This window comes from Gordonia effusa NBRC 100432, assembly GCF_000241305.1.
In the GTDB taxonomy this organism is placed as follows: Bacteria; Actinomycetota; Actinomycetes; order Mycobacteriales; family Mycobacteriaceae; genus Gordonia; species Gordonia effusa.
Window position 1 is genome coordinate 55,304 of sequence record NZ_BAEH01000132.1, and the last position, 22,563, is coordinate 77,866.

The window sequence follows — 22,563 nt, forward strand, 5'->3', positions numbered from 1 at the left end:
CGTCGATTCGCCGACAACGGATTTCGTCGCCCTAGAACTTCAGCTCGTCTCGGTTCTGGCTGGACAGCGATGCGAAATACTCGACGGAATCGGTGAACGCGAGTCCTGCGAAGTTGCCGTCGGACGGCACCTCGGGCTCAATCGGCTCGATGATTCGTTGCACCGCAAGCAAATCCGCGACCGTGGAGTATCTCGCCAGTTCTCGCAACTGAGTCCACGTGGGGGGCAGCAGAAAACACTTCCCGGCCGCCCAATCCTCAAGGGCCCCAGCGGCAGAACGCCAGTATGCCTCCTCGACCTCTGTTGTTCGATCATCGGCAACCTGACCTGCGGGCAGTGCGGCGAGAAAGAAGTGGGTGTCGTAGCGACGTTTCTCATTCTTCGGCGTAATCCAGTGTGCCAGCGGGACAAGGAGATCGGCACGCAGGGTGAGATCATTCGCCGCCAGGAACTCGGCAAGGGACAGAGTCCGATCTTCCAGCAACGAGCGCTGCGGAGCCAAACTAGTCACGTCGAGCGGTGAACCGTCGGCGGTGCCGACCAGGAGCACACCGCATTCTTCGTAGGTCTCCCGAACCGCGGCGCACACCAGCTTCTGCGCAACATCCTCGTCGGTGCCGAATTGTGTTGCCCACCAATCGATTCCATGCCCCGACCACGCGATATCCGCGCCGCCGTCGCGTGGATCGACGCCACCGCCGGGGAACACCGTCATCCCACCCGCGAATGCCATCTGCTTGACGCGGCGCTGCAAGAACACCTCGATGCCCTGCTCACCGTCGCGGACCAGCACCACCGTCGAGGCGGCTTTCAGCGGCGCAACCGTCGACTCGGAATTCTCGGACATCTGGGCCTCACTTTCACTCACTGTGAGGCACGCTACTCAACGCGATGACCTAGCGAACGCTCGGGTGCGGTGTTCGATCGTCCTACGCCCGGCGATGTCCTCCTGCCGCACGCTGACGTCGGGCGAAGAAGCGGCCGTCGATGCGGTCGAGGGCGATCCGCTGACTGAACGCGGTGGACAGATTCTGCGCGGTGAGCACGTCGTCGAGTAGCCCCTGCGCGACCACTTTCCCCTCAGCGAGCAGCATCGCATGCGTGAACCCCTCCGGGATTTCCTCGACGTGGTGGGTGATCAACACGGTGGCCGGCGCGTCGGGGTCCTGGGCGAGCCGCCCGAGCCGCTCGACCAACTCTTCTCGGCCACCGAGGTCAAGTCCGGCGGCGGGCTCGTCGAAGAGCAACAGTTCGGGGTCAGTCATCAATGCGCGCGCGATGAGGACTCGTTTGCGCTCCCCCTCCGACAACGTGCCAAACCGCCGATCAGCGAGGTGCTCGGCACCCATCGATTCGAGTGTGTCGATTGCCTGCGAGCGGTCGATGTCGTCATAGCGCTCCCGCCATCGCCCGACCACTGCATAACCAGCCGAGATCACGACGTCGCAGACAATCTCATCGTCGGGAACCCGAGCCGCCAGCGCGGGACTCGACACGCCGATTCGCAGGGATAACTCACGCAATTCGGTTGAACCCAACCGTTCATCGAGCAGGCGCGCACTACCCGACGTCGGGTGCAGGCCGCCAGCGGCGATCGAGAGCAGCGTCGTTTTGCCCGCACCGTTCGGACCGAGAATCACCCAGCGTTCATCGAGTTCGACCTGCCACGACAGTGGCCCGACGAGGGCACGTCCCTCGCGCACCACCGACACGTCGCGCAAATCGATCAGGAGATCCGGATTGGACTGGGAGGAGTCGGCCATAGTCACGACATCCATACTATGGAGCCGCCCGACCGCCGCGTCGACCTACGGCATCGGGCATTGTCGTGTCGCAGGCATATTGGCCGGGTATCGGGAATATTCGACGCTCGTCATCGTTGAGAATCGACGTGGCTGCACCTCTCTCACTCCTCGATCTCGCGCCCGTCAATCTGAGCGCGGGTGAAACGCTCGCCGACAGTATCGCGCACAGCGTGACAATGGCTCAGAACGCCGAAGCTGTTGGCTACGAGCGCATTTGGTATGCCGAACACCACAATATGCCAACCATCGCGTCTGCGGCGCCCGCCGTCCTCACCGGTATCGTCGCCGCGCAGACCTCGACGATCCGGCTCGGCGCCGGCGGTGTGATGCTGCCGAACCACGCTCCGTTGACAATCGCCGAACAGTTCACCACCCTGGCCGCGGCGCACCCCGGCCGGATCGATCTCGGCCTGGGTCGGGCACCCGGCACCGACCAACAGACTTTCGCGGCGCTCCGCCGCAACGTCGCATCCGCGGAACGATTCCCCAGCGACGTCGTCGAATTGCAGGCGTATCTACGCGGTGAATCACGTATTCCGGGGGTGTCGTCGCTGACCGGTCAGCCGACCGACGTCGAACTGTACATTCTCGGTTCGTCGTTATTCGGCGCACAGCTCGCCGCGCAACTGGGGCTTCCGTACGCATTCGCATCGCATTTCGCCCCGCAAGCGCTTGAACAAGCAATTGCTATCTACCGCAACGAGTTCCGACCGTCGGAGGCACTCGCGGAGCCATATCTCATCGCCGGTATGACCGCTATCGTCGCCGACGATGCCGACGTCGCCGAAAACCAGCGCCGCAAGGTCGTCCGCAGCCGGGTCCGTCGGCAATTGCCGGCCGACCGTGTCTATAGCGACGAGGAGATCGACGCCCTTCTCTCGACCCCCAACGGCGCGGCGATCGCTGACATGATGCGCTTCAGCGCGGTCGGCACGGTTGACGTCGCACGCGCGGCCATCGACGAGTTCGCCGCGCATACTGGCGCCGACGAGTTGATCATCGCGCCGACCGCGCTCGATCGGGCCATTTGGCATAACACCGTGACGGCGCTCGCCCCGGCATCGGCCGACGGGTCAACTTCCAGTCTCGACCGGAAAACCGCGGCGTCGTAGCTGAGTTGCCAACGTCGTGCGGCCCTACCGCCGTCGCGAAAATCGTCCGAATAGGTCGTCGGCAAGGGCAATCTGCCCTTGGTGACCAACTATTCGGACGATTTTCACCGCAGGTCGGGGCACTCGGCGATGACCGTCACCGAGCCCGGAGCTATTTCGGTAAACCCGGCATCACGCACTGCGATGGCCTCGCCCCGACGATCGGCGTCGAGTAATTGTGCCCACTTCGACTCGGCTGAGGAACACACGTCGATCGGACAGCCAGCGTCGTACCACGCGCGTGCCCGTTGGAGGTCCATCAACTTCACTCCGAGCATCGCGCCGTGCCCCACCTGGGCGGCCATTTTGCCGACGGTCATCTCCAATGTCGGGTTAATCCACAGCACCATCGTGCCCGCTGCCCCCGAAGGCCCCTTAGGCAATTCGCCCTCCACCTCGGTACCGCCGATCTGCAACCGCTTGATCCGCGGATCGACGTCGCCGACTCGCCCGGGTACGAAGGCTCGCGCCTGCGCGCCGTCGCACGACGCCGTCACACCCCAAACCTCTTGTGCTGCTTGCCAATGCGATGAACGCGCTCGACGTGCGATCTTGCGGATCCGCGCGTCGCACCAAGCATCCATCGATGCCGCCCACGGCCCATCCCCACCGCTGCGTTCATCGAGGCACAGCAATGCGACAGCTCTAGCGGCCGCGATCAGCAACTCGACTCTGGCGGGTGGTTCGATCTTCTCAATCCGCAACACCATCGCCATCGCGAGGACGTCAGCCGGATCGTCGTAGTCATCGGCGCCGCCGACGTAGTCGTGCAACCGCCGATACGCGTCGCCAAACCAATCCAACTAGCGACCCCTGATCGACGACGTTTTAGCCGTCGTGAAAGTAGCGACACAGCTGAAGTCGCGATCACCTAATTTCCACGACGACGCCATCGGATACAGGTAGCTAATCTCGACACCTGAGTCGGACGCCGTGGGCGCGTACACCGACAACTGATCGAGGCACACTTGCGATTTCTTCTCTGCCTCGCTCGTGGTCGGGGCGCTTGTCCCGGTCAGGGTCGTCTCGTAATACACCTCGGCTAGATGCGGGGTGCTACAAGGCACAACGTCGAGGTCGGTAACTTTCGACTGGCCGTCGGTGGTCTTCTTCGACAGGTCCAGGTCCTTCAGACAGTCGCCGACCTTGACGTCCAGGCTGTTACTGGGAAGGGGGAATGTAAACGACGGCAAAACGGGCTTCGTCGTGGCGCTGCTGTTGGCGCTACTCGTGCTGCTGTTGTCATCATTGAGGGCCGCAATGCCGCCGAACACGACCAGCGCGACCAACCACAGTGACCCACACGTGATTCCGGCGATCGCCAGGCCACGGCCCTTTTGTCCCCTGGACTTGATCTGGTTCAGTCCAACGATGCCGAAGATCACACCGAGAAGCCCGAAGCAAAACGGGACGATACCGAAGATCAGGGCGGTGATGGCCAAGCCGTTGGTGGTATTCGACTCCGGCCCGGCGGGTGGTTGCCCATACGGCGACCCGGGCGGCGGATAGCCTGGCTGCTGCTGATACCCGGCCTGCGGTTGATACCCCGGCTGCTGTGGATATCCAGGCAGCTCTGGATGCCCCGATTGCTGCTGATACCCGGCCTGCGGTTGATACCCCGGCTGGGACGGATAGCCCTGCGCCGGATCGGGCTGCGGCTGATAACCCGGCTGCGACGAATATCCCTGTTGCGGCGGGTAATTCTGCTGCGGTTGATATCCAGGTTGGGCCGGCGGCTGGCTCGGATCCCAGCCCGACGGTCCCGGTGGTTGTGACATAGCGGTTTACCTTAGCGGAACTCGGCGCAGGGTGCCGTCGACGGCGTCGGCTGCTTCGATCTCATGACGGGTCACGCCAAGGATAAACAGCACGGCATCAAGGAACGGGTAGCTCAGTGCGGTATCGGCGATTTCCCGCAGCGCGGGCTTGGCGTTGAACGCGATGCCCAGACCTGCCGTGGTCAGCATGTCGATGTCGTTGGCGCCATCACCTACGGCGATAGTTTGTTCCAGCGGCACACCGACCTGGTCGGCGAAAGCCCGCAATGAACGGGCCTTGGCAGCGCGGTCGATTACCTCACCCACCACCCGGCCGGTCAACTTGCCGTCGACGATCTCCAGGTTGTTGGCACGGACAAAGTCCAGCTCCAGCTCGTGCGCAAGCCCGTCGATGACCTGACGGAAACCGCCGCTAACCACACCGCAGTGGTAGCCGAGACGATGCAGAGTCCGGATAGTGGTCCGCGCACCGGGCGTCAGTTGCAACGCGGCTGCCACGTCGTCGACGACCGATTCATCAAGTCCGGCAAGGGCTTTCACGCGTTCGTGCAGGGATTGTTCGAAGTCGAGCTCGCCGCGCATGGCAGCTTCGGTTACCGCTGCGACCTCAGCCTCCTTGCCCGCCTTCGCCGCCAGCATTTCGATGACTTCGCCCTGGATCAGGGTCGAGTCGACGTCGAACACGATGAGGCGCTTGGCCCGACGCAGCAGGCCCGCGCGCTCAACCGCGACGTCGACACCGTGTCTCGCTGCCACTGCCGACAGCCCCTTGCGAAGGGCGACGTCGCCAGCGGCATCGTCGGATTCGACGCTGACCAAAAGTTCCAGACCGGTCACCGGATAGTCGGCGATACCGCGGATCGCGTCGATATTGCCGCCCTGGCTGGCCAGCTCCGAGGCCAACGCACGGAACGCGCGGGCGGTGACCGGGCTGCCGAGCACAACGACCGCGTGCGATGACGGTTTGCCATTGCTCGGATCGTGTCCGACCTCGACATGCACGGTGATTCCCGCGCTGACATGCCCGCCTGCGGCCATCGCCTGTTCGACGGAGTCTTGAAGTTCTTCGGGATCGTCGGCGCCGGTCACGAGCACACCGAGGATCAATCGTCCGCGGATGACGACCTGCTCGACGTCGAGCAATTCGACCTGCGCAGCCGCCAACGCCCCCATCAGCGCCGACGTGACACCCGGTTTGTCGGGGCCGCTGACGGTGATGAGGACGTTGGACGGAGCTGTACTTGAGTTAGCCACCACTTGTTCGGTGAGTTGCGCGGAACTAGTGTCCGCCACCGGGGCCGGTATGCGCCTCGGCACGCATCCGCTCGATCATATGCGGATAGTGCAGTTCGAAGGCCGGACGCTCGGACCGGATACGGGGCAATTCGGTGAAGTTGTGACGCGGCGGCGGGCAACTGGTCGCCCATTCGAGCGAGTTACCGAAGCCCCACGGGTCGTCGACGGTAACGACCTCGCCGTAGCGATAGCTGCGGAAGACGTTCCACAGGAACGGCAACGTCGAAAGACCCAGAATGAACGCACCGGTGGTCGACACCATGTTCAGCTCGGTGAACCCGTCCGACGGCAGGTAGTCGGCGTAACGACGCGGCATACCCTCGTTGCCCAGCCAGTGCTGCACCAGGAAGGTGAGGTGGAAACCGACGAAGGTGAGCCAGAAGTGAATCTTGCCCAGCCGCTCGTCGAGCATGCGTCCGGTCATCTTCGGGAACCAGAAGTAGATACCCGAATAAGTCGCGAACACGATGGTTCCGAAGAGCACGTAGTGGAAGTGCGCGACGACGAAATACGAGTCGGAGAGGTGGAAGTCCAGCGGCGGGCTGGCCAGCAACACACCGGTGAGTCCACCGAAGAGGAAGGTCACGATGAAGCCGACCGCGAATAGCATCGGCGTCTCAAACGTTAAGTGCCCCTTCCACATCGTGCCTATCCAGTTGAAGAACTTCACACCGGTTGGCACCGCGATGAGGAATGTCATGAAAGAGAAGAACGGCAACAACACTGCGCCGGTCACGTACATGTGGTGCGCCCACACTGCCACCGACAGTGCCGCGATCGAGATGGTCGCGTAGACCAGGCCGTTGTAACCGAAGATCGGCTTACGGCTGAACACCGGGAACACTTCGGACACGATGCCGAAGAACGGCAGCGCGATGATGTACACCTCAGGGTGACCGAAGAACCAGAACAGGTGCTGCCAGAGCAGGACGCCGCCGTTAGCCGGGTCGTAGAGGTGAGCTCCGAATTGACGGTCGACCTCCAGGCCCATCAGGGCAGCGGTCAACAGCGGGAACGCGAGGAGAATCAGGATCGACGTGATCAGGATGTTCCAGGTGAAGATCGGCATGCGGAACATGGTCATGCCGGGTGCACGCAAACAGATCACCGTGGTGACCATGTTGACCGCACCGAGGATGGTGCCCAGACCGGAGACGGCCAGACCCATGATCCAGAGGTCGCCACCGACGCCAGGTGAGTGGATCGCGTCGGTCAGCGGAGTGTAGGCGGTCCAGCCGAAGTCAGCGGCGCCACCGGGGGTGAGGAAGCCGGAGACAGCGATGGTCGAACCGAAGACGAACAGCCAGAAGCCGAAGGCGTTCAGGCGCGGGAACGCGACGTCGGGCGAACCGATCTGTAGCGGCAGCACGAAGTTGGCGAAGCCGATGACAATCGGGGTCGCGTACATCAGCAGCATGACCGTGCCGTGCATGGTGAACAGCTGGTTGAACTGCTCGGTCGAGAGGAACTGCAAACCCGGATGCGCGAGTTCGCCGCGCATCAGCAGCGCCATCAGGCCGCCGATGAGGAAGAACGCGAAACACGCGACGATGTACATCATGCCGATCAACTTGTGATCGGTAGTGGTCAACAGCTTGTAGAGGAACGACCCCTTCGGCTGGTAGCGCTCCGGGAACGGGCGCTCCACTGCCACCTTTGGGGTGGGCTGGTCTACCGCAGTCAACAGATCCTCCTGAAGTTCACAAATCCCAGTATCGAACTTGCTGGCGTGGCCCGCAGCGCGTGCGTTATCGAACTCAGGCTCGCACACGGACAGTCCACACCCGATGGGTTGATCCTAAACCCTTCATGGGGACAAAGCGGAGCGGGTCCTACGAACTGTCGTATTTGATTGCGTCGAGGGCAGTTTTGGCCGGTCGCGGCCTATCGGTCGGGCGACCGCGACGCGCCGCGCGGTCGCTTCGTCGCTTGGCTCGGCCCGTTCGCTCACCACGACTGGACAGTTCGCGGGCAGTGCTAGCGTAATCGGGTGTTGCGCACCTCTTCTCCTAGTCATAAGGCCAGGCCTGCCCGGGCTGGCCGGACTACGCTGCGGATCGCACTCGCCGGCGTCGTCGCCGTCGGGGTGCTGAGCGGCTGCGGAGAGGAACCTCCGTTGACGACGCCGGACGGCAAACTCATCTCGACGTCAACGACGCGAATCGCCGACGTCAACGTTGTGTCGGCCGATCGCGACTTCGCGCGCACCTGTTTGGCACCCACAGCTCCCGACGCCGGCAAATCCGACGTCGCGCGCATTGTGGTCACCGACCCCGCGCTGCTGGACGCGGTCTGCGGGCTGGGGATCGGACCGAAAGTCGTGGCGGTCACGGCCCCCGCCGGTTCAGTCCCGACCTACCTCGGACCACAACTCACGGGCGTACCGGCCATCGGCGCCTCCCCCGACGCCGCAGCGGTCACGGCTGCGAAACCCGACGTCGTGCTGACTACCCCGAATACCGCGGCGTCGGCGAAGGCGTTCCGCTCCGCGAAGGTCGTATCCATCGCCCCCGGCCCGTGGCAGGATCGTTTCCGTTCTGTCGCAACGGCTTTGGCGCGCACCCAGGCCGGCGACGGACTACTCGATGAATTCGAGACCGAGGCTAAGAAGACCGGTCGGCGGATGGACGCCCCGCACAGTGAGGTGTCGCTGGTCCGGTTCGGCGCTAACTCGGAGTCGATAGCGGGTACCGACTCGTTCGGTGGCCAGATCTTGTCCTTGGTCGGAGTCGCACGTCCGGCCGGTCAGCGTAGCCCCCAACAGTCCACGCTGACCGACAAGACATTCAAGAACGCCGATGGTGACCTAATCCTGGTCAGTTTCCAGGGTGACGCTGGCCTCGCACACGGCAAAGAGGTGCTGTTGTCCGACCGCTGGCTCGACATGGGTGCCCCGACCTGGAAACGCGTAATGATCGTCAACGACGACGTCTGGTACCGCTCGTCGGGGCTCGCTGCCGCGTGGCTGGTCCTCAATGACATCAAAGGCTCGCTGGACGGAAATTCGGCACAGTTCTGACCGAGCGCCGAAGCCTGCCCACAGTTAGATCGTGGTTGGCGTCAATAATTGTCGTGTGCCCGCGAATTTCTGTGGGGTACCACGTCCGCCAACGGGGTCGGCTCACCGATTCGCCGGCGGCGCCGTTCAGCAGGCACCCTGCTCCCCCACCTTGACCACCGAAAGCACCGCCTGCCCCTCGGTCACCGTCTCACCGGCCGCGGGTGTCTGCGCGACGACCACCCAATTCGAATCCAGCACCTGCTTGCGACCGGCTCCGGTGGCGTCCTTGCTTCGCGAAAAGAAGACACCCGCCTCCTGGATCTTGTCTTGCGCCGCTTGCAGATTCATACACACCACATTCGGCATTGTCGCCACTGCTTGCGTGGTCGAGGGAGCTGCCGCATCGGGCGACGGTTCGGAACCCTGGACCGGCTTGGTTACCGGCACCGATGCGGCGGCAGTAGTCGGGGTGGGGCTGGTCGATGTCGACTCAGTCGATGCCGCACATCCCGCCATTGTGAAGCCGGCAATCACGATCAACGTTGCGACCCAAAGCTTTTGACGTTTTTCCATCGCGCCAGCATGTCATCGGATTGACGAGTAGAACCAGTGATCGCAGGCGATTGGATCGTTCGGACCACAGTTCAGGCGGTGAGTTCGGCACTACGCCCGCTCGCCGGTCACGTCCCACCAGTGATGCACCGGGTCATGGATGAAATATCGAGCGAGGGTGTCGGTAGTGAAGAAGGACCCGTTGCTTCGACGTCCGGTACGTTCCCATTGCCGGCCAGTCACCGTCGCGAATCTTCCAGCGAGATCCGTTGCCGCCGAACGCAATTCAACCGCCACGTCGCTCGGGATCTGCTCGTCGTACCGACCCTGCTCCGCCGTGGCATCCTGGTCCCAATTCGGAAACAGCGGATCGTTCCGGGTCAGCATGAGCCGCAATCGGTCATCGAAGACCTGCGTGCAGTCGCGCACGTGGCAGCCATATTCGAGTGCCGACCACGTACCTGGCCTCGGTCGCTGGCCAAGGTTCTGGCCGCCGCCCAGCAAGTCCGCGAACCTGTCGGCGACATCGCGCAATAGCTGCGGCACCGTGCTGACATCGATCACCGACGCGTCGAATCCGCAATCACCGCATTGCCGTTCGATCACCCAGGTCCAGTCCTTATCGTCGGGCTCGATGCACATGCGATCAGAATAGACATCGCGGTGTCAGACCCCGCACGTAAACTGGCGCCCATGGCAAACACAGTTCCTAGTGGATACGAAGACCTCCTCCAGCGACCCATCGTCGGCGTGCTGACAACCGTCTCGCCCGATGGCGTTCCCAACTCGACTCCCATGTGGTTCTTGTGGGATGACTCGACGTCGCAGTTGCGTTTCACCCACACCAATGCCCGCAAGAAGATCAAGAACCTGCAGGTCAATCCCAACTTTTCGTTTACCATCACCGACCCGGACAACGCATACCGCTATCTCGAGGTGCGCGGTACGTTCGGCTCCGTCGAGCCCGACCCCACCGGTTCGATGTACGTCACACTCGGCAAGCGCTACGGCAACGCCGAACAAGCGCCGCCCCCGGACTCCGCCGATCGGGTAATTCTCAATCTGACGGCGACCTACTTCGGAAAGAAGTAGTCACCCTGGATCTTCACGCACTGTGGCGCCCAGGAACAGGCATGGTCCTGTGGCACGAAGCGGAGTTGTCACCGCCCTTGCCAGAACCGTTGCGCTCGAAGAAGTTTCGCCACAAGACAGCATTCGTCGGGGCAGACGGGAAGCGGACGTTCCTGACAACCGCGGTGGTCGGAATCACGGGCACCGTCGACTTGCTCGACGCCCTCGCCGAGGCCCCCGACGACGAGTTGTCCGGCGAACTGCGCTACTACCGTCATCTGCTCACGGGCGTACGCGCATTCGTCGCATCGGGTGCGGTGGCGCCCGCTGTCGTCGCCGTCGCCGACGAACCGCTGCTGCGCTGGCAGATCGTCCCCACTCCGGTGTGGCGTGGCTGGTTCGCCGCGCTCAATCACGCATCCCCGCCTGCTCTCGACGCCAACGGCGGCACAGAAGCTATCGCCGACCTCGCTGCCGAATTCGTCGACTACGAGTGCCGACAGCGGTGCCGCGACATAGCCGCGGAATCGATCGCCACCCCGGCGTTGCGCGCCCTGCTTCCCGACGCCGTCGATGAACTGCCATTTTCGCCGGGCAAAGGCGCGTCAGCGTGGGCAGCGTGGTCGGGCAGTGTCGCCGCCGGAGAATCCACCCTGCTGCTGCGCCTCTATGAGCCGCACTCGCCAGCCGATGACTTGACCTTCGACGACCCCGCCTTCGAGCCGGTCGATACTCCCGAACGCTGGCGCCTGGCGGTATGCCGGCGGCTGGTCGACGGTGCGGTCGAGGCGGTGGTCCCTCACCGACTCGAACCGACCGAACTGGATTCCCTGACAACCGATCTCGCGGGCGCGGTGAAAGCCTGGCCGCAACTCACCGACGCTGACCACGATCCACACAACCTCGACTTTCTGTTGCCAACAACGCTGACCGAGGAGTTCTTGGCCACCGGCGCGACCGCACTCGCCGAGAGCGGTATACAAGTTCTGTTGCCACGCACCATCGCGACAGTGCGGCCCACGCTGTCGATTCGCGCGCTACCGGTCGGGCTCAGTTCTGCGGTCAACACGATGGTCGGCCTCGACGACGTCCGAAACTTCGAATGGCGGCTGGCACTGGGCGATTCACCCGATGCCACACTGCTCAGTCAATCCGATCTCGACGAGCTGGCGCACCAGCAAGGCAGTCTGGTCCGTATCCGCGGTCGATGGGTTACCGCCGAGGACGCGGCACTTACCCGCGCCGCGCAATTCATTGCCGCGCAACGTATTCAATCGGCCTCGGATCATCCCGCCGATGTCGGCGAGCTATTCGGCCTCGTCACCGGCGATACCCTACCGGTACCGGTCAGCTCGGTTCAGGGACTGTCCTGGCTTGACGATGCCATCACCGGATCGCTTATCCCCCAAGATCTTTCCGCGCCCGACATGCTGACCGCTACTCTGCGCCCGTATCAACAACGCGGTTTCGAATGGCTCGCCTACCTGGCCCAACACGGCATCGGCGGAGTACTCGCCGACGATATGGGTCTGGGTAAGACCATTCAGGTAATCGCCCTGACATGCCACGACCTCGCGTCGGCAGCCGGCGAAGCACCGACTGCCGACAGCGCTACCGAGGCATCGCTCGTCGTCTGTCCGATGTCGTTGGTTGGCAACTGGGAACGGGAGTTCGCCCGCTTCGCTCCCACCGTTCGCACGGTGGTCCATCACGGCTCGCAGCGCAGTAGCGGCGACGACTTCGCGAAGGCGGTCGCCCACGCCGACGTGGTCATCACGACCTTCGCCCTGGTCGCGCGCGACAGTGACCTACTGACCCGATTCCACTGGCGTCGGGTGATTGTCGACGAGGCGCAGCACGTCAAAAATGTCGCGACCCGACAGGCAAAGGCGCTTCGTCTATTGCCCACCGGCCACCGCATCGCGTTGACCGGTACCCCGGTGGAGAATCGGCTGGAGGACCTGCGCGCCGTCGTCGATCTCGTCAACCCGGGCCTATTGGGCAGTCCCTCGGTATTTCGCGCGCGTTTCGCCGATCCTATTGAGCGCGAACGAGATAGCGGTGCACTGCGCCGGCTTACCGCGATTACGCGCCCGTTCATCCTGCGGCGGGAAAAGACTGACCCGGCCATCGAGGCGGACCTGCCGGCGAAGACCGAACTGACCGTTCGGACCAACCTGACCGTTGAGCAAGCCGCCTTGTATCGAGCTGTCATTGACGACCTGATGGAAGCTCTTAGCGATCCGCTACAGCTCGCGCTACGTCGGCGCACCGTTCTCGCGGCGCTCACCAGGCTCAAACAGGTCTGCAATCATCCCGCCCACTATCTTGCCGACGGGTCAAAGATGTTACGGCGCAACGCACATCGCTCCGGTAAGGTCGAGTTGTTGACCGACATTCTCACCACGGTGACCGCTGAGGGCGATCGGACGCTGGTGTTCACCCAGTTCGCCGCGTTCGCGCACCTATTGGCACCGTGGCTTACCGAACAGCTCGGCGTCGAGATCCCCGTTCTGCACGGCGGAATGCCACGACCCGCCCGCGATCAACTGGTCGCCGATTTCCAATCTGGCGACGGGCCGCCCGCACTATTGGCAACACTCAAAGCCGGCGGCACCGGCCTCAATCTCACCGCCGCGAACCAGGTTGTGCACGTGGATCGTTGGTGGAATCCCGCGGTCGAGCAGCAGGCCACCGACCGCGCGTACCGAATCGGGCAGCAGCGTGCGGTCCAGGTCCGCAAATTTGTTTGCGTTGGCACGTTGGAAGAACGGATCGACGAAATGATCACTGCCAAAAAGGAATTGGCCGGGTTGACCGTCAACGCCGGGGAGCATTGGCTCGGCGACGTCGGCGACGAAGAACTATTCGAACTCTTTCGGTTACGCGACGAGGCGGTCAGCGAATGAGCCGGCGGAGGCGTCACGATGGCGACTAAGCGGCAACCGCCGATCCGGGCGTACGGGGTCACCGAGTGGTCCAGAGCGTTCCTGTCGGTGATCGATCAATCCCAACATCGCCGAGTCACCAAGGCACGCAGCTACTTTCGTGAGCGGCACGTCCATCGTCTCAGTATCGGGAAGGGAATCGTCGGCGCCACCGTGGACGGCAGTCAGCTCACGCCCTTCGAGACCACACTGCGCACCCGCACCGTCGACGCCGCGACCGTCGTAGACCTGCTGCGTCAGCGCGACGCCCTCGACGATCTTATGGCGGTCGCGCGCGGCGAACAGCCCACAATATTGCGCGAACTGGTCGCCCCGACCGAGGCAGCCGACGTCGTCGCCGCTTGTACCTGTCCGATCGACGACACCTGCATTCACGTGCTCGCCGTAGCCTTCGAAGTCGCAGCCGAAATCGACCGTCGCTCATCTACTTTGCTGACCGTGATGGGCGCAGATCTAGCCGACCTACTTGCCCGCCAGACCGACCGCGGTGAGTCTACCGGCGCCGAATCCACTACGCCGCTGCAGATCACCGACTACTTCGGCGACAATCAGCCGCTACCCAATTTGCCTGCGCCACCATCGTTTCGAGTGTTCACCGAATTCGATGCCAGTGCGCTGCGAGCGGCACTTCGGGCCAGCGGGGTCGGCGCACTCGACGTTGCCGAGGCAACCGACGAACTGACCGAACTCTACGAACACATCACCGACGGCGACTGAGCTCTGCCGCACTAGGCGCCTGGAGGGAGAATGCCCCTCGCCCGTCACGGCGTAGCAGTTTCAGTCGAACAAGACTCATGGCCAGCCTTCGATGGCGTCCACCGCACCGTCGCTGATGGCCTTCGCCAATTGCGCATGGTCGCGGTCATTCTGTTCGGCATAAGCGAAAGCGAAGGCGGACAACGCTTCTGCCGCCTTGTCCGAGGTGCCGAGGTAATCGTTGATTGCTTTTACATCACCGCTGCGGGCGTGTGCGCGGGCCAGGACGTGGCCACACGCGGTCGCGAACTGCGCCAGGCGCGAAGCGATCATCTCGCCCTTGGGAATTACCTTTCCATCCCGGAATTGCCGCACGTAGAAGTCCAACGCGTCCAAGTCGCCTGAGTCGGGTCCCTTGATCGACGTCCAGCCGACGAACATGTCCGTCGCACTCTGAATCATGCGCTGTCCGTGGATAACTCGCGAACCGTGGTTGTCGTATGGGCTTGTCCCCAAGAATTGCTCGTATACCGACGGCCCGGCTTGTTTCACCTGCAGGAAGATGGGGTCGCTGGTCCGCCGCTCCTCGCTGAGTGTCAAGAAGACCCGCATCCCGACACTTCCCACACCGACGACCTGCTGTACGGCGTCAACCAGGTCGTAGCGGGACCATAGCGAAGAAATATGGTCGGGGACCGATTTCTGGTACGCGGCGACAATCGCTTCCAATTCGTCGTGGTGGTCGCGTAAGGCGTGTGTCCGGTACGGCGGATCTTCGGTGATACGGCGTCCGCCATCGACAACCGCGGTGAGCTTCTTGAAGGCGCCCCGATTCGACCGCTTGGCCGCGCGTTTCTCGATGATCTGGTCGAGCCGGTGGTCGTCGTCATCGGTGGTATAGCCGACAAGTTGTTCGGTGCTGACGCTGTCGTACCAAATGTCGAGTTCGGGCCACGTCGCATAGGTGGCGATCCAATCTCGGTACCCGGCGAAACCCGCCGCGACCGCCGCCTTGGCTACGTCGGCGACACCGTTCGATCGAGCCAGAATCACCAGACTTGCCAAGAACCGCTTCACATCCCATTCGAACGGGCCGGGCAGAGTCTCGTCGAAGTCGCGGAGATCGAATGCGAGATTGCGTTCCGGAGTGTTCCAGAGTCCGAAGTTCAGGACATGCGCGTCACCGCACAGCTGGACTGTGATGCCGGTATTCGGCGCCGACGCCAGGTCGGCCGCCATGACCGCCGCCGCTCCGCGATAGTAGGTCCACGGCGATGCCGCCATTCGGCCGTGCCGCAGCGGAAGCAGGTTCTGGTCGCGAATACTGTTCTGCGCCAATATTGTTCGCAGCGCATCGTGTCCGCGCGTCTTCTCATCCCACTGACCCAACGCCCGGCGCCCCACCACTTTGCGCTGTGCGGCGCCGTCGATCGCCACGATTTTGTTCGGCCGCGATGGGAAAGCGGAGTCGCCCTGCCACAAGCTCATTCGGCCATTATCCCCCTACTGCCACCGCTACCCCACAGAAAAACCGGGGTTCACGACAATTATTGTCGTGAACCCCGGTTCGTCTGTGGGGTAGATCAGAAGTCCCAGTCTTCATCCTCGGTGTTGACGGCCTTGCCGATGACATACGAACTGCCCGAGCCGGAGAAGAAGTCATGATTCTCGTCCGCGTTCGGTGAGAGCGCCGAGAGGATGGCCGGGTTCACGTCGGTCTCATCACGCGGGAACATCGCTTCATAGCCGAGATTCATCAGCGCCTTGTTGGCGTTGTAGCGCAGGAATTTCTTGACGTCTTCGCTCAGGCCGACTTCGTCGTACAGCGCCTCGGTGTAGTCGGTCTCATTGTCATAGAGATCGAAGAGAAGTTCAAAGGTGTAGTCCTTCAACTCATTTCGACGCTCCGGCGACTGGGTCTCCAAACTGCGCTGGTACTTGTACCCGATGTAGTAACCGTGCACCGCCTCGTCACGGATAATCAGCCGGATCAAATCTGCGGTGTTGGTGAGCTTGGCCCGGCTGCTCCAGTACATGGGCAGGTAGAAGCCGGAGTAGAACAAGAAGGATTCCAACAGCGTCGAGGCAACCTTGCGCTTGAGCGGGTCTTCGCCACGGTAGTAATCCATGACGATGCGCGCCTTGCGCTGTAGATGTTCGCTCTCCTCCGACCAACGGAACGCCTCATCGATTTCCTTGGTGGAACACAGCGTGGAGAAGATCGAGCTGTAACTCTTCGCGTGTACCGACTCCATGAACGCGATATTGGTGAGCACCGCTTCCTCGTGCGGAGTGGTGGCGTCGGGAATGAGCGACACCGCGCCGACCGTGCCCTGAATGGTGTCGAGCAACGTCAGACCGGTGAAGACCCGCATAGTGAGCTGTTTCTCATGCTCGGTGAGCGTGTTCCAGGACGGGATGTCGTTGGAGACTGGCACCTTCTCGGGCAACCAGAAGTTCCCGGTGAGGCGATCCCACACCTCCGCATCCTTCTCGTCCGGGACGCGGTTCCAGTTGATGGCCGACACCCTGCTCACGAGCTTGATGGGTGTGCCGTCGGCTGGACTGTGGGCGGTTTCAGTCATGGTCCCTCGATCTCACAGACAAGAATTTGCGATTGCGTATCTGAGACTACTCGCAACAACCGGTAGTGGGCGGAGGCGCTCCGATGCACTAGATGGTGTGTGCTCAGGTTTCCCAGGTGGCGGCGTGTCGGACGAAAAACGTCGCCGGGCGTGTCGGACGGATCATGCCAAACCCGCCAGCTTGTAGCCAACCAGCGACCCGGCGACCGCCACATTCAGACTCGCCCCACGGCCGATCATCGGTATCTCGACCACTTCGTCGAGTAGGTCCAGAACGTCGTCGGGGATGCCGGATCGTTCGTGGCCCAACACAATGACCGTGCGTTGTCGCGCCGCCCGGACATCGGCCAGGCGCGTCGCCCCTTCGGCCAATTCGACGCCGACGATGTGTGCCCCGTGCTCGCGCTCCCGGGCTAGCCAGCGGTGCGGGTTGCCGGCGCGATGGATACACGAGCGGCCCGGGACGGTATTCCCGCGCCGTAGCGCCTCGGCGACCCAATCATGTGGTGGCACAGCCATACACGCGCCGATGGCGTCGCAGGTCCGTAAGAGAGTGCCGAGATTGGCGCCGTGTTGCGCCCACAATGGCGCGAAAATCAGGTGGTCCCAACAGGAATGACTGCGACGGCGTCTGGAATCTCTCAATTCGTCCGAAGTGCGGACTCGGACGCGGGCCATCAGTGGCGGTGAGGCGAAGCGCCCCTTTCGGTTGTCGACATGGCGACTACCGTAACGCATGATCGCGCGTTAGGTAACCCGCACTGCGTCAAGCAGAGCGTCCAGTGGAGCGCGATTCCCCTCGATACTCAACTGCGACAATGGAATTCGACGCCATAGCGCGAGTAAGAGATCCGACATCGAACCACTCACTACGACCTCCGGGTGCGCACCGGCGTCAATCTTCACGGCGTCTGGCTCCAACCGCATCGTCCACTCGCCGACGTCGGGATCCACCAGTCGGATCACCCGCCCAAACTCCTGATCGGGCAGGCCGGGCCCACGCTTGAGGAAACGCGGTACGAAGACTTCCAGCCATTCGTTGATGCCGTCGGCGGCCAGGCCCCCGTCTACCGGTTCCGCACCCTGTGGCGTCGCATTCTGCAGATCCCAGCGGTGCATCGACGTCTCGTGGGCCTGTCGCCGGAACCAGAAGGAGGCGCTGACCTGTCCGGCGAACGAACGCACCGTCGTATCGGGGCTAGTCACCTCCAGCCGTTCGAGCAACTCGGCCACGCGGGCCGCGTACCACTCGGTGAGACCGGCGTCGTCCGGCACGTCAGATGTGTCGAAACCGAATCTCTCAGCCGGGTCCGAACCTTGGGCCAGAAACCTTGCGGCCCAACGGTGTACGACTCCGACATGGATTATGAGATCTCGCACTGTCCAGTCCGGACACGATGGCACAGCGAGACTCAGTTGGTCACGATGAGTTCCGGCGATCACCGCACCATCAGATCTAATGGAGTCCACCAGAGTGCGAATATTCACCCTAATCACTGTAGTTGGACCTACTGCGCCGTCCGACTTCGCCACGCGATGTCTAGCGATGCGCAATGCTGTAGCGATGACCGAAATACCGATGTTCCCGCTGGGCTCTGCCCTGCTGCCGGGCGAACACTTGCCGCTGCGGATTTTCGAACCGCGCTATCGCGAGATGCTGCAGGACTGTATCGATTCCGGAGATATGCGCTTTGGGGTGGTGCTGATTGAACGGGGCAGCGAAGTGGGTGGCGGCGATACTCGCGCCGACGTCGGAACCATCGCCGAGGTGGTCGAACATCAGCGCGCCCGCAACGGCACCTGGGCACTACTCTGCCGAGGCGTCGAACGCATTCGGATCGATGACTGGCTCGACGACGCTCCTTACCCGCGCGCACAGGTATCGTCCTGGTCAGATGCTCCGGTCACCGCCGAGGCATGGGACACCTGGCTGGGGAAACTTGAGGACAAGTCGTCGGGACTGATCAGCTTTCTCAGCGACATCGCCGAAGAGACCAAGCAGAATCTTCCACTGCCGAGCCTCCCCCGCGCCGACCTGCCCGAGACCGAATACACCTATGCCACAGCGAGTTTCATGCCAATCACGCAGGCCGATCGGCATCGCGCGTTGTGTGCGGCCGACCCGATAAGCCGGGCGAAAGTCCTCATCGAGGCCATTGACGATGCTAGATCGGCGTTGCAATTTCAGTTGCGGTAGGGGGACGTGAAGGCGCGGCCGCCATCCTCACAGCATGCAGCTGACGCAGCCCTCGACCTCGGTGCCCTCCAGCGCCATCTGACGCAGACGGATGTAGTAGAGCGTCTTGATTCCCTTGCGCCATGCGTAGATCTGCGCCCGGTTAACGTCGCGAGTGGTCGCGGTGTCCTTGAAGAAGAGCGTCAGGCTCAAGCCCTGATCCACGTGTTGTGTCGCCGCCGCATAGGTGTCGATAATCTTCTCGTAGCCGATCTCATACGCGTCCTGGTAGTACTCCAGGTTGTCGTTATCCATATACGGCGCCGGGTAGTAGACGCGGCCGATCTTGCCCTCTTTACGGATCTCGATCTTCGCGGCAACCGGGTGGATCGAACTCGTCGAGTGATTGATGTAGCTGATCGAACCCGTCGGGGGTACCGCCTGCAGATTCTGGTTGTAGATACCGTGCTCGGTTACCGACGCCTTCAGCTCGCGCCAATCCTGCTGCGTCGGGATGGCAATTCCCGCCTGGCCGAACAGGTCTCGCACCTTCTGGGTGGATGGCTCCCACGTGCGTTCGGTGTACTTGTCGAAGAACTCGCCGCTGGCGTATTTGCTCTTCTCGAAGCCGGCGAATGCGGTTCCGCGCTCCTTGGCGATACGGTTCGACGCCCGCAGCGCGTGGTAGAGCACAACGTAGAAGTAGATATTGGTGAAGTCGATGCCCTCTTCACTGCCGTAGAAGACTCGTTCGCGCGCCAGGTAGCCATGCAGATTCATCTGCCCCAACCCGATCGCGTGCCCCTGATCGTTCGCCTTCTTGATCGACGGGACCGAATCGATCGCGGTCTGGTCGGCGACTGCCGTCAGCCCACGGATCGCGGTTTCGATGGTCTGGGCGATATCCGGCGAGTCCATCGCCTTGGCAATATTCAGCGAGCCGAGGTTGCAGGAGATGTCGCGGCCGACCTCCTTGTAGGACAGGTCATCGTTGAAGATCGACGGCGTCGATACCTGCAAGATCTCCGAGCACAGGTTCGAATGGGTGATCTTGCCTTCGACCGGGTTGGCGCGGTTCACCGTGTCCTCGAACATGATGTACGGGTAACCGGACTCGAACTGCAGCTCGGCGAGTGTCTGGAAGAACTCGCGCGCTTTGATCTTGGACTTGCGAATCCGCTTGTCCTCCACCATTTCGTCGTACTTCTCGGTGACGTTGATGTCGGCGAACGGAACACCGTAGATGCGCTCAACATCGTACGGACTGAACAAGTACATGTCGTCGTTGTTCTTGGCCAGTTCAAAGGTGACGTCGGGGATGACGACGCCGAGGCTCAGCGTCTTGATCCGGATCTTCTCGTCGGCGTTTTCCCGCTTGGTGTCGAGGAAGCGATAGATGTCCGGGTGATGGGCATGCAGATACACCGCGCCAGCACCCTGACGCGCACCGAGCTGGTTGGCGTAGGAGAACGAATCCTCCAGCAGCTTCATGATCGGGATGACGCCGGACGATTGGTTCTCGATCTTCTTGATCGGCGCTCCGTGCTCACGAATGTTGCTGAGCAGCAAGGCAACTCCGCCGCCACGCTTGGACAGCTGCAGCGCCGAGTTGATCGAGCGGCCAATCGACTCCATGTTGTCTTCGATACGCAGGAGGAAACAGCTAACCGGCTCGCCGCGCTGCTTCTTACCCGAGTTGAGGAAGGTCGGGGTCGCCGGCTGGAAACGGCCGTCGATGATCTCGTCAACGAGATTGCGGGCCAGAGTTTCGTCACCATCGGCGAGTGTCAGCGCCACCATGCAGACACGATCTTCGAAACGTTCGAGGTAGCGCTTGCCGTCGAAGGTTTTGAGCGTGTAACTGGTGTAGTACTTGAACGCGCCGAGGAAGGTCGGGAATCGGAACTTCTTCTTGTAGGCGTGGCTGAACAGACCTTTGATGAACTCGCGGTCGTAGCGGCCCAGTACGTCGGGCTCGTAGTAGTTCTCCTCGACCAGGTAATCGAGTTTTTCCTCGAGGTCGTGGAAGAACACCGTGTTCTGATTGACGTGCTGCAGAAAGTACTGATTAGCCGCTTCGCGATCCTTCTCGAACTGGATGCGCCCATCGGCGTCGTACAGGTTGAGCATCGCGTTGAGCGCGTGAAAGTCCAGGTCACCTGGCTCGTGTCCGCCGGGTCCGGCGTGGGTACCGGACTGGCTGGCCGACGGGGCGTCTGCAGAGGTGAGGGTTGGCGACACGACGACTCCTGAAGCTAGTGGAAAGTATGAAACTGACTGCGGTTGAACAAGTTCCGAAGGACTGTTAGGCGCTCGGAATAAGTGTGTGTTGTGTGAAACGTGAGGTGCCAGCGAATTCAACGAGCCCGCTCCGGACGCGCTGCACGTCGTACTCGGTTCCCATGAGTTCGAATCGGTAGAGGTAGGGCACTTCGCATTTGGCGGAAACGACGTCGCCCGCCATGCAGAATTCCTCACCGAAATTCGTATTGCCGGCGGCGATCACCGCACGGATGAGGGATCGATTGTGACTGTCGTTGAGGAACCTGATGACTTGTTTGGGAACGTACCCGCCACCGGTTGACGACCCGATCTTGCCGCCACCGTATGTCGGCGTGATCAAGATATAGGGCTCGTCTACCGTGAAAGCACCTGTGGCACTTGCGGATCCAGTAACCGGAATACGCACGGCGCGCATGTCCAACTTCTCGACGAACCGGTGAGTATTCTCCGATACCGACGAGAAGTAGACGATTAGCGGCGATGAAGCTGCCATGACTACCTCCACGTGGCGTTCGACATTGATGTTGGTTTGCGATGTCTCGCGTGGCCTACTCGTCTTACTTGGCCGACGTCGTGACTCGATCCGGCTTCCCCGTCGGATCGGTCGCCGAGGGGTCGATCAGGCTGCGGCGGCAGCCACTGCCTTGATGCGGTCCGGACGGAATCCAGACCAGTGCTCGCCGTCGACGACGACGACCGGCGCCTGCAGGTAACCCAGTGCCATCACGTAATCGCGGGCTTCCGGGTTCTCACTGATGTCCACAACGTCGTAGGACAGCCCCTGCTTATCGAGCGCCTTGTAGGTCGCATTGCACTGAACGCAGGCCGGCTTGGTGTAGACGGTGATCGCCATTTCTCAGGTGCTCCTCACAGCAGATGGATTTAGAGGATTCAGGGTTCTCCCGGGGTGGCGAATCGTGAACTTTCACTCTCGATTCCCGTTAGCGTGAGCACGCCCTGACTGGGATGGTGCCTTCTGCCGTTCCGGTCCCTCAGACACTACACCTAGTGGTCGATCATTGGAACCAACACAAGGACTTGTGAATTACATTCGTGAAATCCCCAGGTCGCAAGGGTGCAGAATCTTAAATTTCGGCGTGTCGCAGCGCGGTTCGGCGTGTCGGGTCTGGTCTCCTAGACGCAGACACCGACCGCAGCCGTCGGGGGTCGATTTCTTCATGGTTTCAGCTATACGCCGGGGGTATGACAGACCTGCAGAGC

Annotated in this window: 21 protein-coding genes; 6 read left to right on the forward strand and 15 right to left on the reverse strand. The window is 62.1% G+C overall.

Features of this window, described 5'->3' with window-relative positions:
- Positions 1-31 precede the first annotated feature (31 nt).
- Complete coding sequence (locus GOEFS_RS21985; RefSeq protein ID WP_040525983.1) at positions 32-847, reverse strand: NUDIX hydrolase; 816 nt, start codon at positions 845-847, stop codon at positions 32-34.
- 82 nt (positions 848-929) lie between these two features.
- Positions 930-1,778, reverse strand: a complete 849-nt coding sequence (locus GOEFS_RS21990; protein WP_007320162.1) for an ABC transporter ATP-binding protein — start codon at positions 1,776-1,778, stop codon at positions 930-932.
- Positions 1,779-1,891: 113 nt separating this feature from the next.
- On the opposite strand from GOEFS_RS21990, the gene GOEFS_RS21995 reads away from it, so the two are divergent.
- On the forward strand, positions 1,892-2,917 hold the full coding sequence (locus GOEFS_RS21995) for an LLM class flavin-dependent oxidoreductase (RefSeq protein ID WP_007320163.1): 1,026 nt from the start codon (positions 1,892-1,894) through the stop codon (positions 2,915-2,917).
- A 104-nt stretch (positions 2,918-3,021) separates the two neighbouring features.
- Here the strand turns inward: GOEFS_RS21995 and GOEFS_RS22000 are convergent, their stop codons facing one another.
- From GOEFS_RS22000 to ctaD, 4 genes are read right to left on the reverse strand one after another with little or no spacing between them, the layout of a single operon-like run.
- On the reverse strand, positions 3,022-3,759 hold the full coding sequence (locus GOEFS_RS22000) for a peptidyl-tRNA hydrolase (RefSeq protein WP_007320164.1): 738 nt from the start codon (positions 3,757-3,759) through the stop codon (positions 3,022-3,024).
- A complete protein-coding gene (locus tag GOEFS_RS22005; protein ID WP_007320165.1) occupies positions 3,760-4,734 on the reverse strand; it encodes a DUF4190 domain-containing protein in 975 nt (324 codons plus the stop codon).
- Between the two features lie 6 nt (positions 4,735-4,740).
- Positions 4,741-5,988 (reverse strand): phosphoserine phosphatase SerB, encoded by a 1,248-nt coding sequence (gene serB / locus GOEFS_RS22010; protein WP_040525986.1) that lies wholly within the window; start codon positions 5,986-5,988, stop codon positions 4,741-4,743.
- Positions 5,989-6,013: 25 nt separating this feature from the next.
- The gene (gene ctaD, locus GOEFS_RS22015) at positions 6,014-7,714 is read right to left on the reverse strand and encodes an aa3-type cytochrome oxidase subunit I (protein WP_007320167.1); all 1,701 of its coding nucleotides are present in this window, start codon (positions 7,712-7,714) and stop codon (positions 6,014-6,016) included.
- Between the two features lie 306 nt (positions 7,715-8,020).
- Here ctaD and GOEFS_RS22020 point away from each other — a divergent pair, with 306 nt between their 5' ends.
- The gene (locus tag GOEFS_RS22020; RefSeq protein ID WP_007320168.1) at positions 8,021-9,049 is read left to right on the forward strand and encodes an ABC transporter substrate-binding protein; all 1,029 of its coding nucleotides are present in this window, start codon (positions 8,021-8,023) and stop codon (positions 9,047-9,049) included.
- Positions 9,050-9,175: 126 nt separating this feature from the next.
- Here GOEFS_RS22020 and GOEFS_RS23000 read toward each other — a convergent pair whose 3' ends face one another.
- Together GOEFS_RS23000 and GOEFS_RS22035 are read right to left on the reverse strand one after the other, a co-directional pair.
- A complete protein-coding gene (locus GOEFS_RS23000; RefSeq protein ID WP_007320169.1) occupies positions 9,176-9,604 on the reverse strand; it encodes a PASTA domain-containing protein in 429 nt (142 codons plus the stop codon).
- A 90-nt stretch (positions 9,605-9,694) separates the two neighbouring features.
- Positions 9,695-10,225 (reverse strand): DinB family protein, encoded by a 531-nt coding sequence (locus tag GOEFS_RS22035; RefSeq protein ID WP_007320170.1) that lies wholly within the window; start codon positions 10,223-10,225, stop codon positions 9,695-9,697.
- Between the two features lie 51 nt (positions 10,226-10,276).
- On the opposite strand from GOEFS_RS22035, the gene GOEFS_RS22040 reads away from it, so the two are divergent.
- Genes GOEFS_RS22040 through GOEFS_RS22050 form a run of 3 tightly spaced genes read left to right on the forward strand, consistent with a single transcriptional unit; the run spans position 10,277 to position 14,319 of the window.
- Positions 10,277-10,675, forward strand: coding sequence for a PPOX class F420-dependent oxidoreductase (locus tag GOEFS_RS22040; protein WP_007320171.1), 399 nt, complete (start codon positions 10,277-10,279; stop codon positions 10,673-10,675).
- Positions 10,676-10,716: 41 nt separating this feature from the next.
- A complete protein-coding gene (locus GOEFS_RS22045; RefSeq protein WP_007320172.1) occupies positions 10,717-13,563 on the forward strand; it encodes a DEAD/DEAH box helicase in 2,847 nt (948 codons plus the stop codon).
- Positions 13,564-13,581: 18 nt separating this feature from the next.
- On the forward strand, positions 13,582-14,319 hold the full coding sequence (locus GOEFS_RS22050; protein WP_007320173.1) for a hypothetical protein: 738 nt from the start codon (positions 13,582-13,584) through the stop codon (positions 14,317-14,319).
- A gap of 75 nt (positions 14,320-14,394) precedes the next feature.
- On the opposite strand, the gene GOEFS_RS22055 is transcribed toward GOEFS_RS22050, so the two are convergent.
- From GOEFS_RS22055 to GOEFS_RS22070, 4 genes are all read right to left on the reverse strand, one after another.
- Positions 14,395-15,786: a DUF2252 domain-containing protein gene (locus GOEFS_RS22055; protein ID WP_007320174.1), complete on the reverse strand. Its 1,392-nt coding sequence runs from the start codon at positions 15,784-15,786 to the stop codon at positions 14,395-14,397.
- Positions 15,787-15,881: 95 nt separating this feature from the next.
- Positions 15,882-16,883 (reverse strand): class 1b ribonucleoside-diphosphate reductase subunit beta, encoded by a 1,002-nt coding sequence (gene nrdF, locus GOEFS_RS22060; protein ID WP_007320175.1) that lies wholly within the window; start codon positions 16,881-16,883, stop codon positions 15,882-15,884.
- 162 nt (positions 16,884-17,045) lie between these two features.
- Positions 17,046-17,621, reverse strand: coding sequence for a TrmH family RNA methyltransferase (locus tag GOEFS_RS22065; RefSeq protein WP_007320176.1), 576 nt, complete (start codon positions 17,619-17,621; stop codon positions 17,046-17,048).
- 9 nt (positions 17,622-17,630) lie between these two features.
- Entirely contained in the window at positions 17,631-18,371 is a 741-nt protein-coding gene (locus GOEFS_RS22070; protein WP_040525957.1) for a maleylpyruvate isomerase family mycothiol-dependent enzyme, read from the reverse strand.
- Positions 18,372-18,447: 76 nt separating this feature from the next.
- Between GOEFS_RS22070 and GOEFS_RS22075 the strand changes: the two genes are divergently transcribed.
- Positions 18,448-19,080 (forward strand): LON peptidase substrate-binding domain-containing protein, encoded by a 633-nt coding sequence (locus GOEFS_RS22075; protein WP_007320178.1) that lies wholly within the window; start codon positions 18,448-18,450, stop codon positions 19,078-19,080.
- A 27-nt stretch (positions 19,081-19,107) separates the two neighbouring features.
- On the opposite strand, the gene nrdE is transcribed toward GOEFS_RS22075, so the two are convergent.
- The 3 genes from nrdE to nrdH form a co-directional block, all read right to left on the reverse strand.
- Positions 19,108-21,300, reverse strand: a complete 2,193-nt coding sequence (nrdE, locus tag GOEFS_RS22080) for a class 1b ribonucleoside-diphosphate reductase subunit alpha (RefSeq protein WP_007320179.1) — start codon at positions 21,298-21,300, stop codon at positions 19,108-19,110.
- Positions 21,301-21,364: 64 nt separating this feature from the next.
- The gene (gene nrdI / locus GOEFS_RS22085) at positions 21,365-21,835 is read right to left on the reverse strand and encodes a class Ib ribonucleoside-diphosphate reductase assembly flavoprotein NrdI (protein ID WP_007320180.1); all 471 of its coding nucleotides are present in this window, start codon (positions 21,833-21,835) and stop codon (positions 21,365-21,367) included.
- Positions 21,836-21,961: 126 nt separating this feature from the next.
- Positions 21,962-22,195, reverse strand: coding sequence for a glutaredoxin-like protein NrdH (gene nrdH, locus GOEFS_RS22090; protein ID WP_007320181.1), 234 nt, complete (start codon positions 22,193-22,195; stop codon positions 21,962-21,964).
- Between the last annotated feature and the right edge of the window lie 368 nt (positions 22,196-22,563).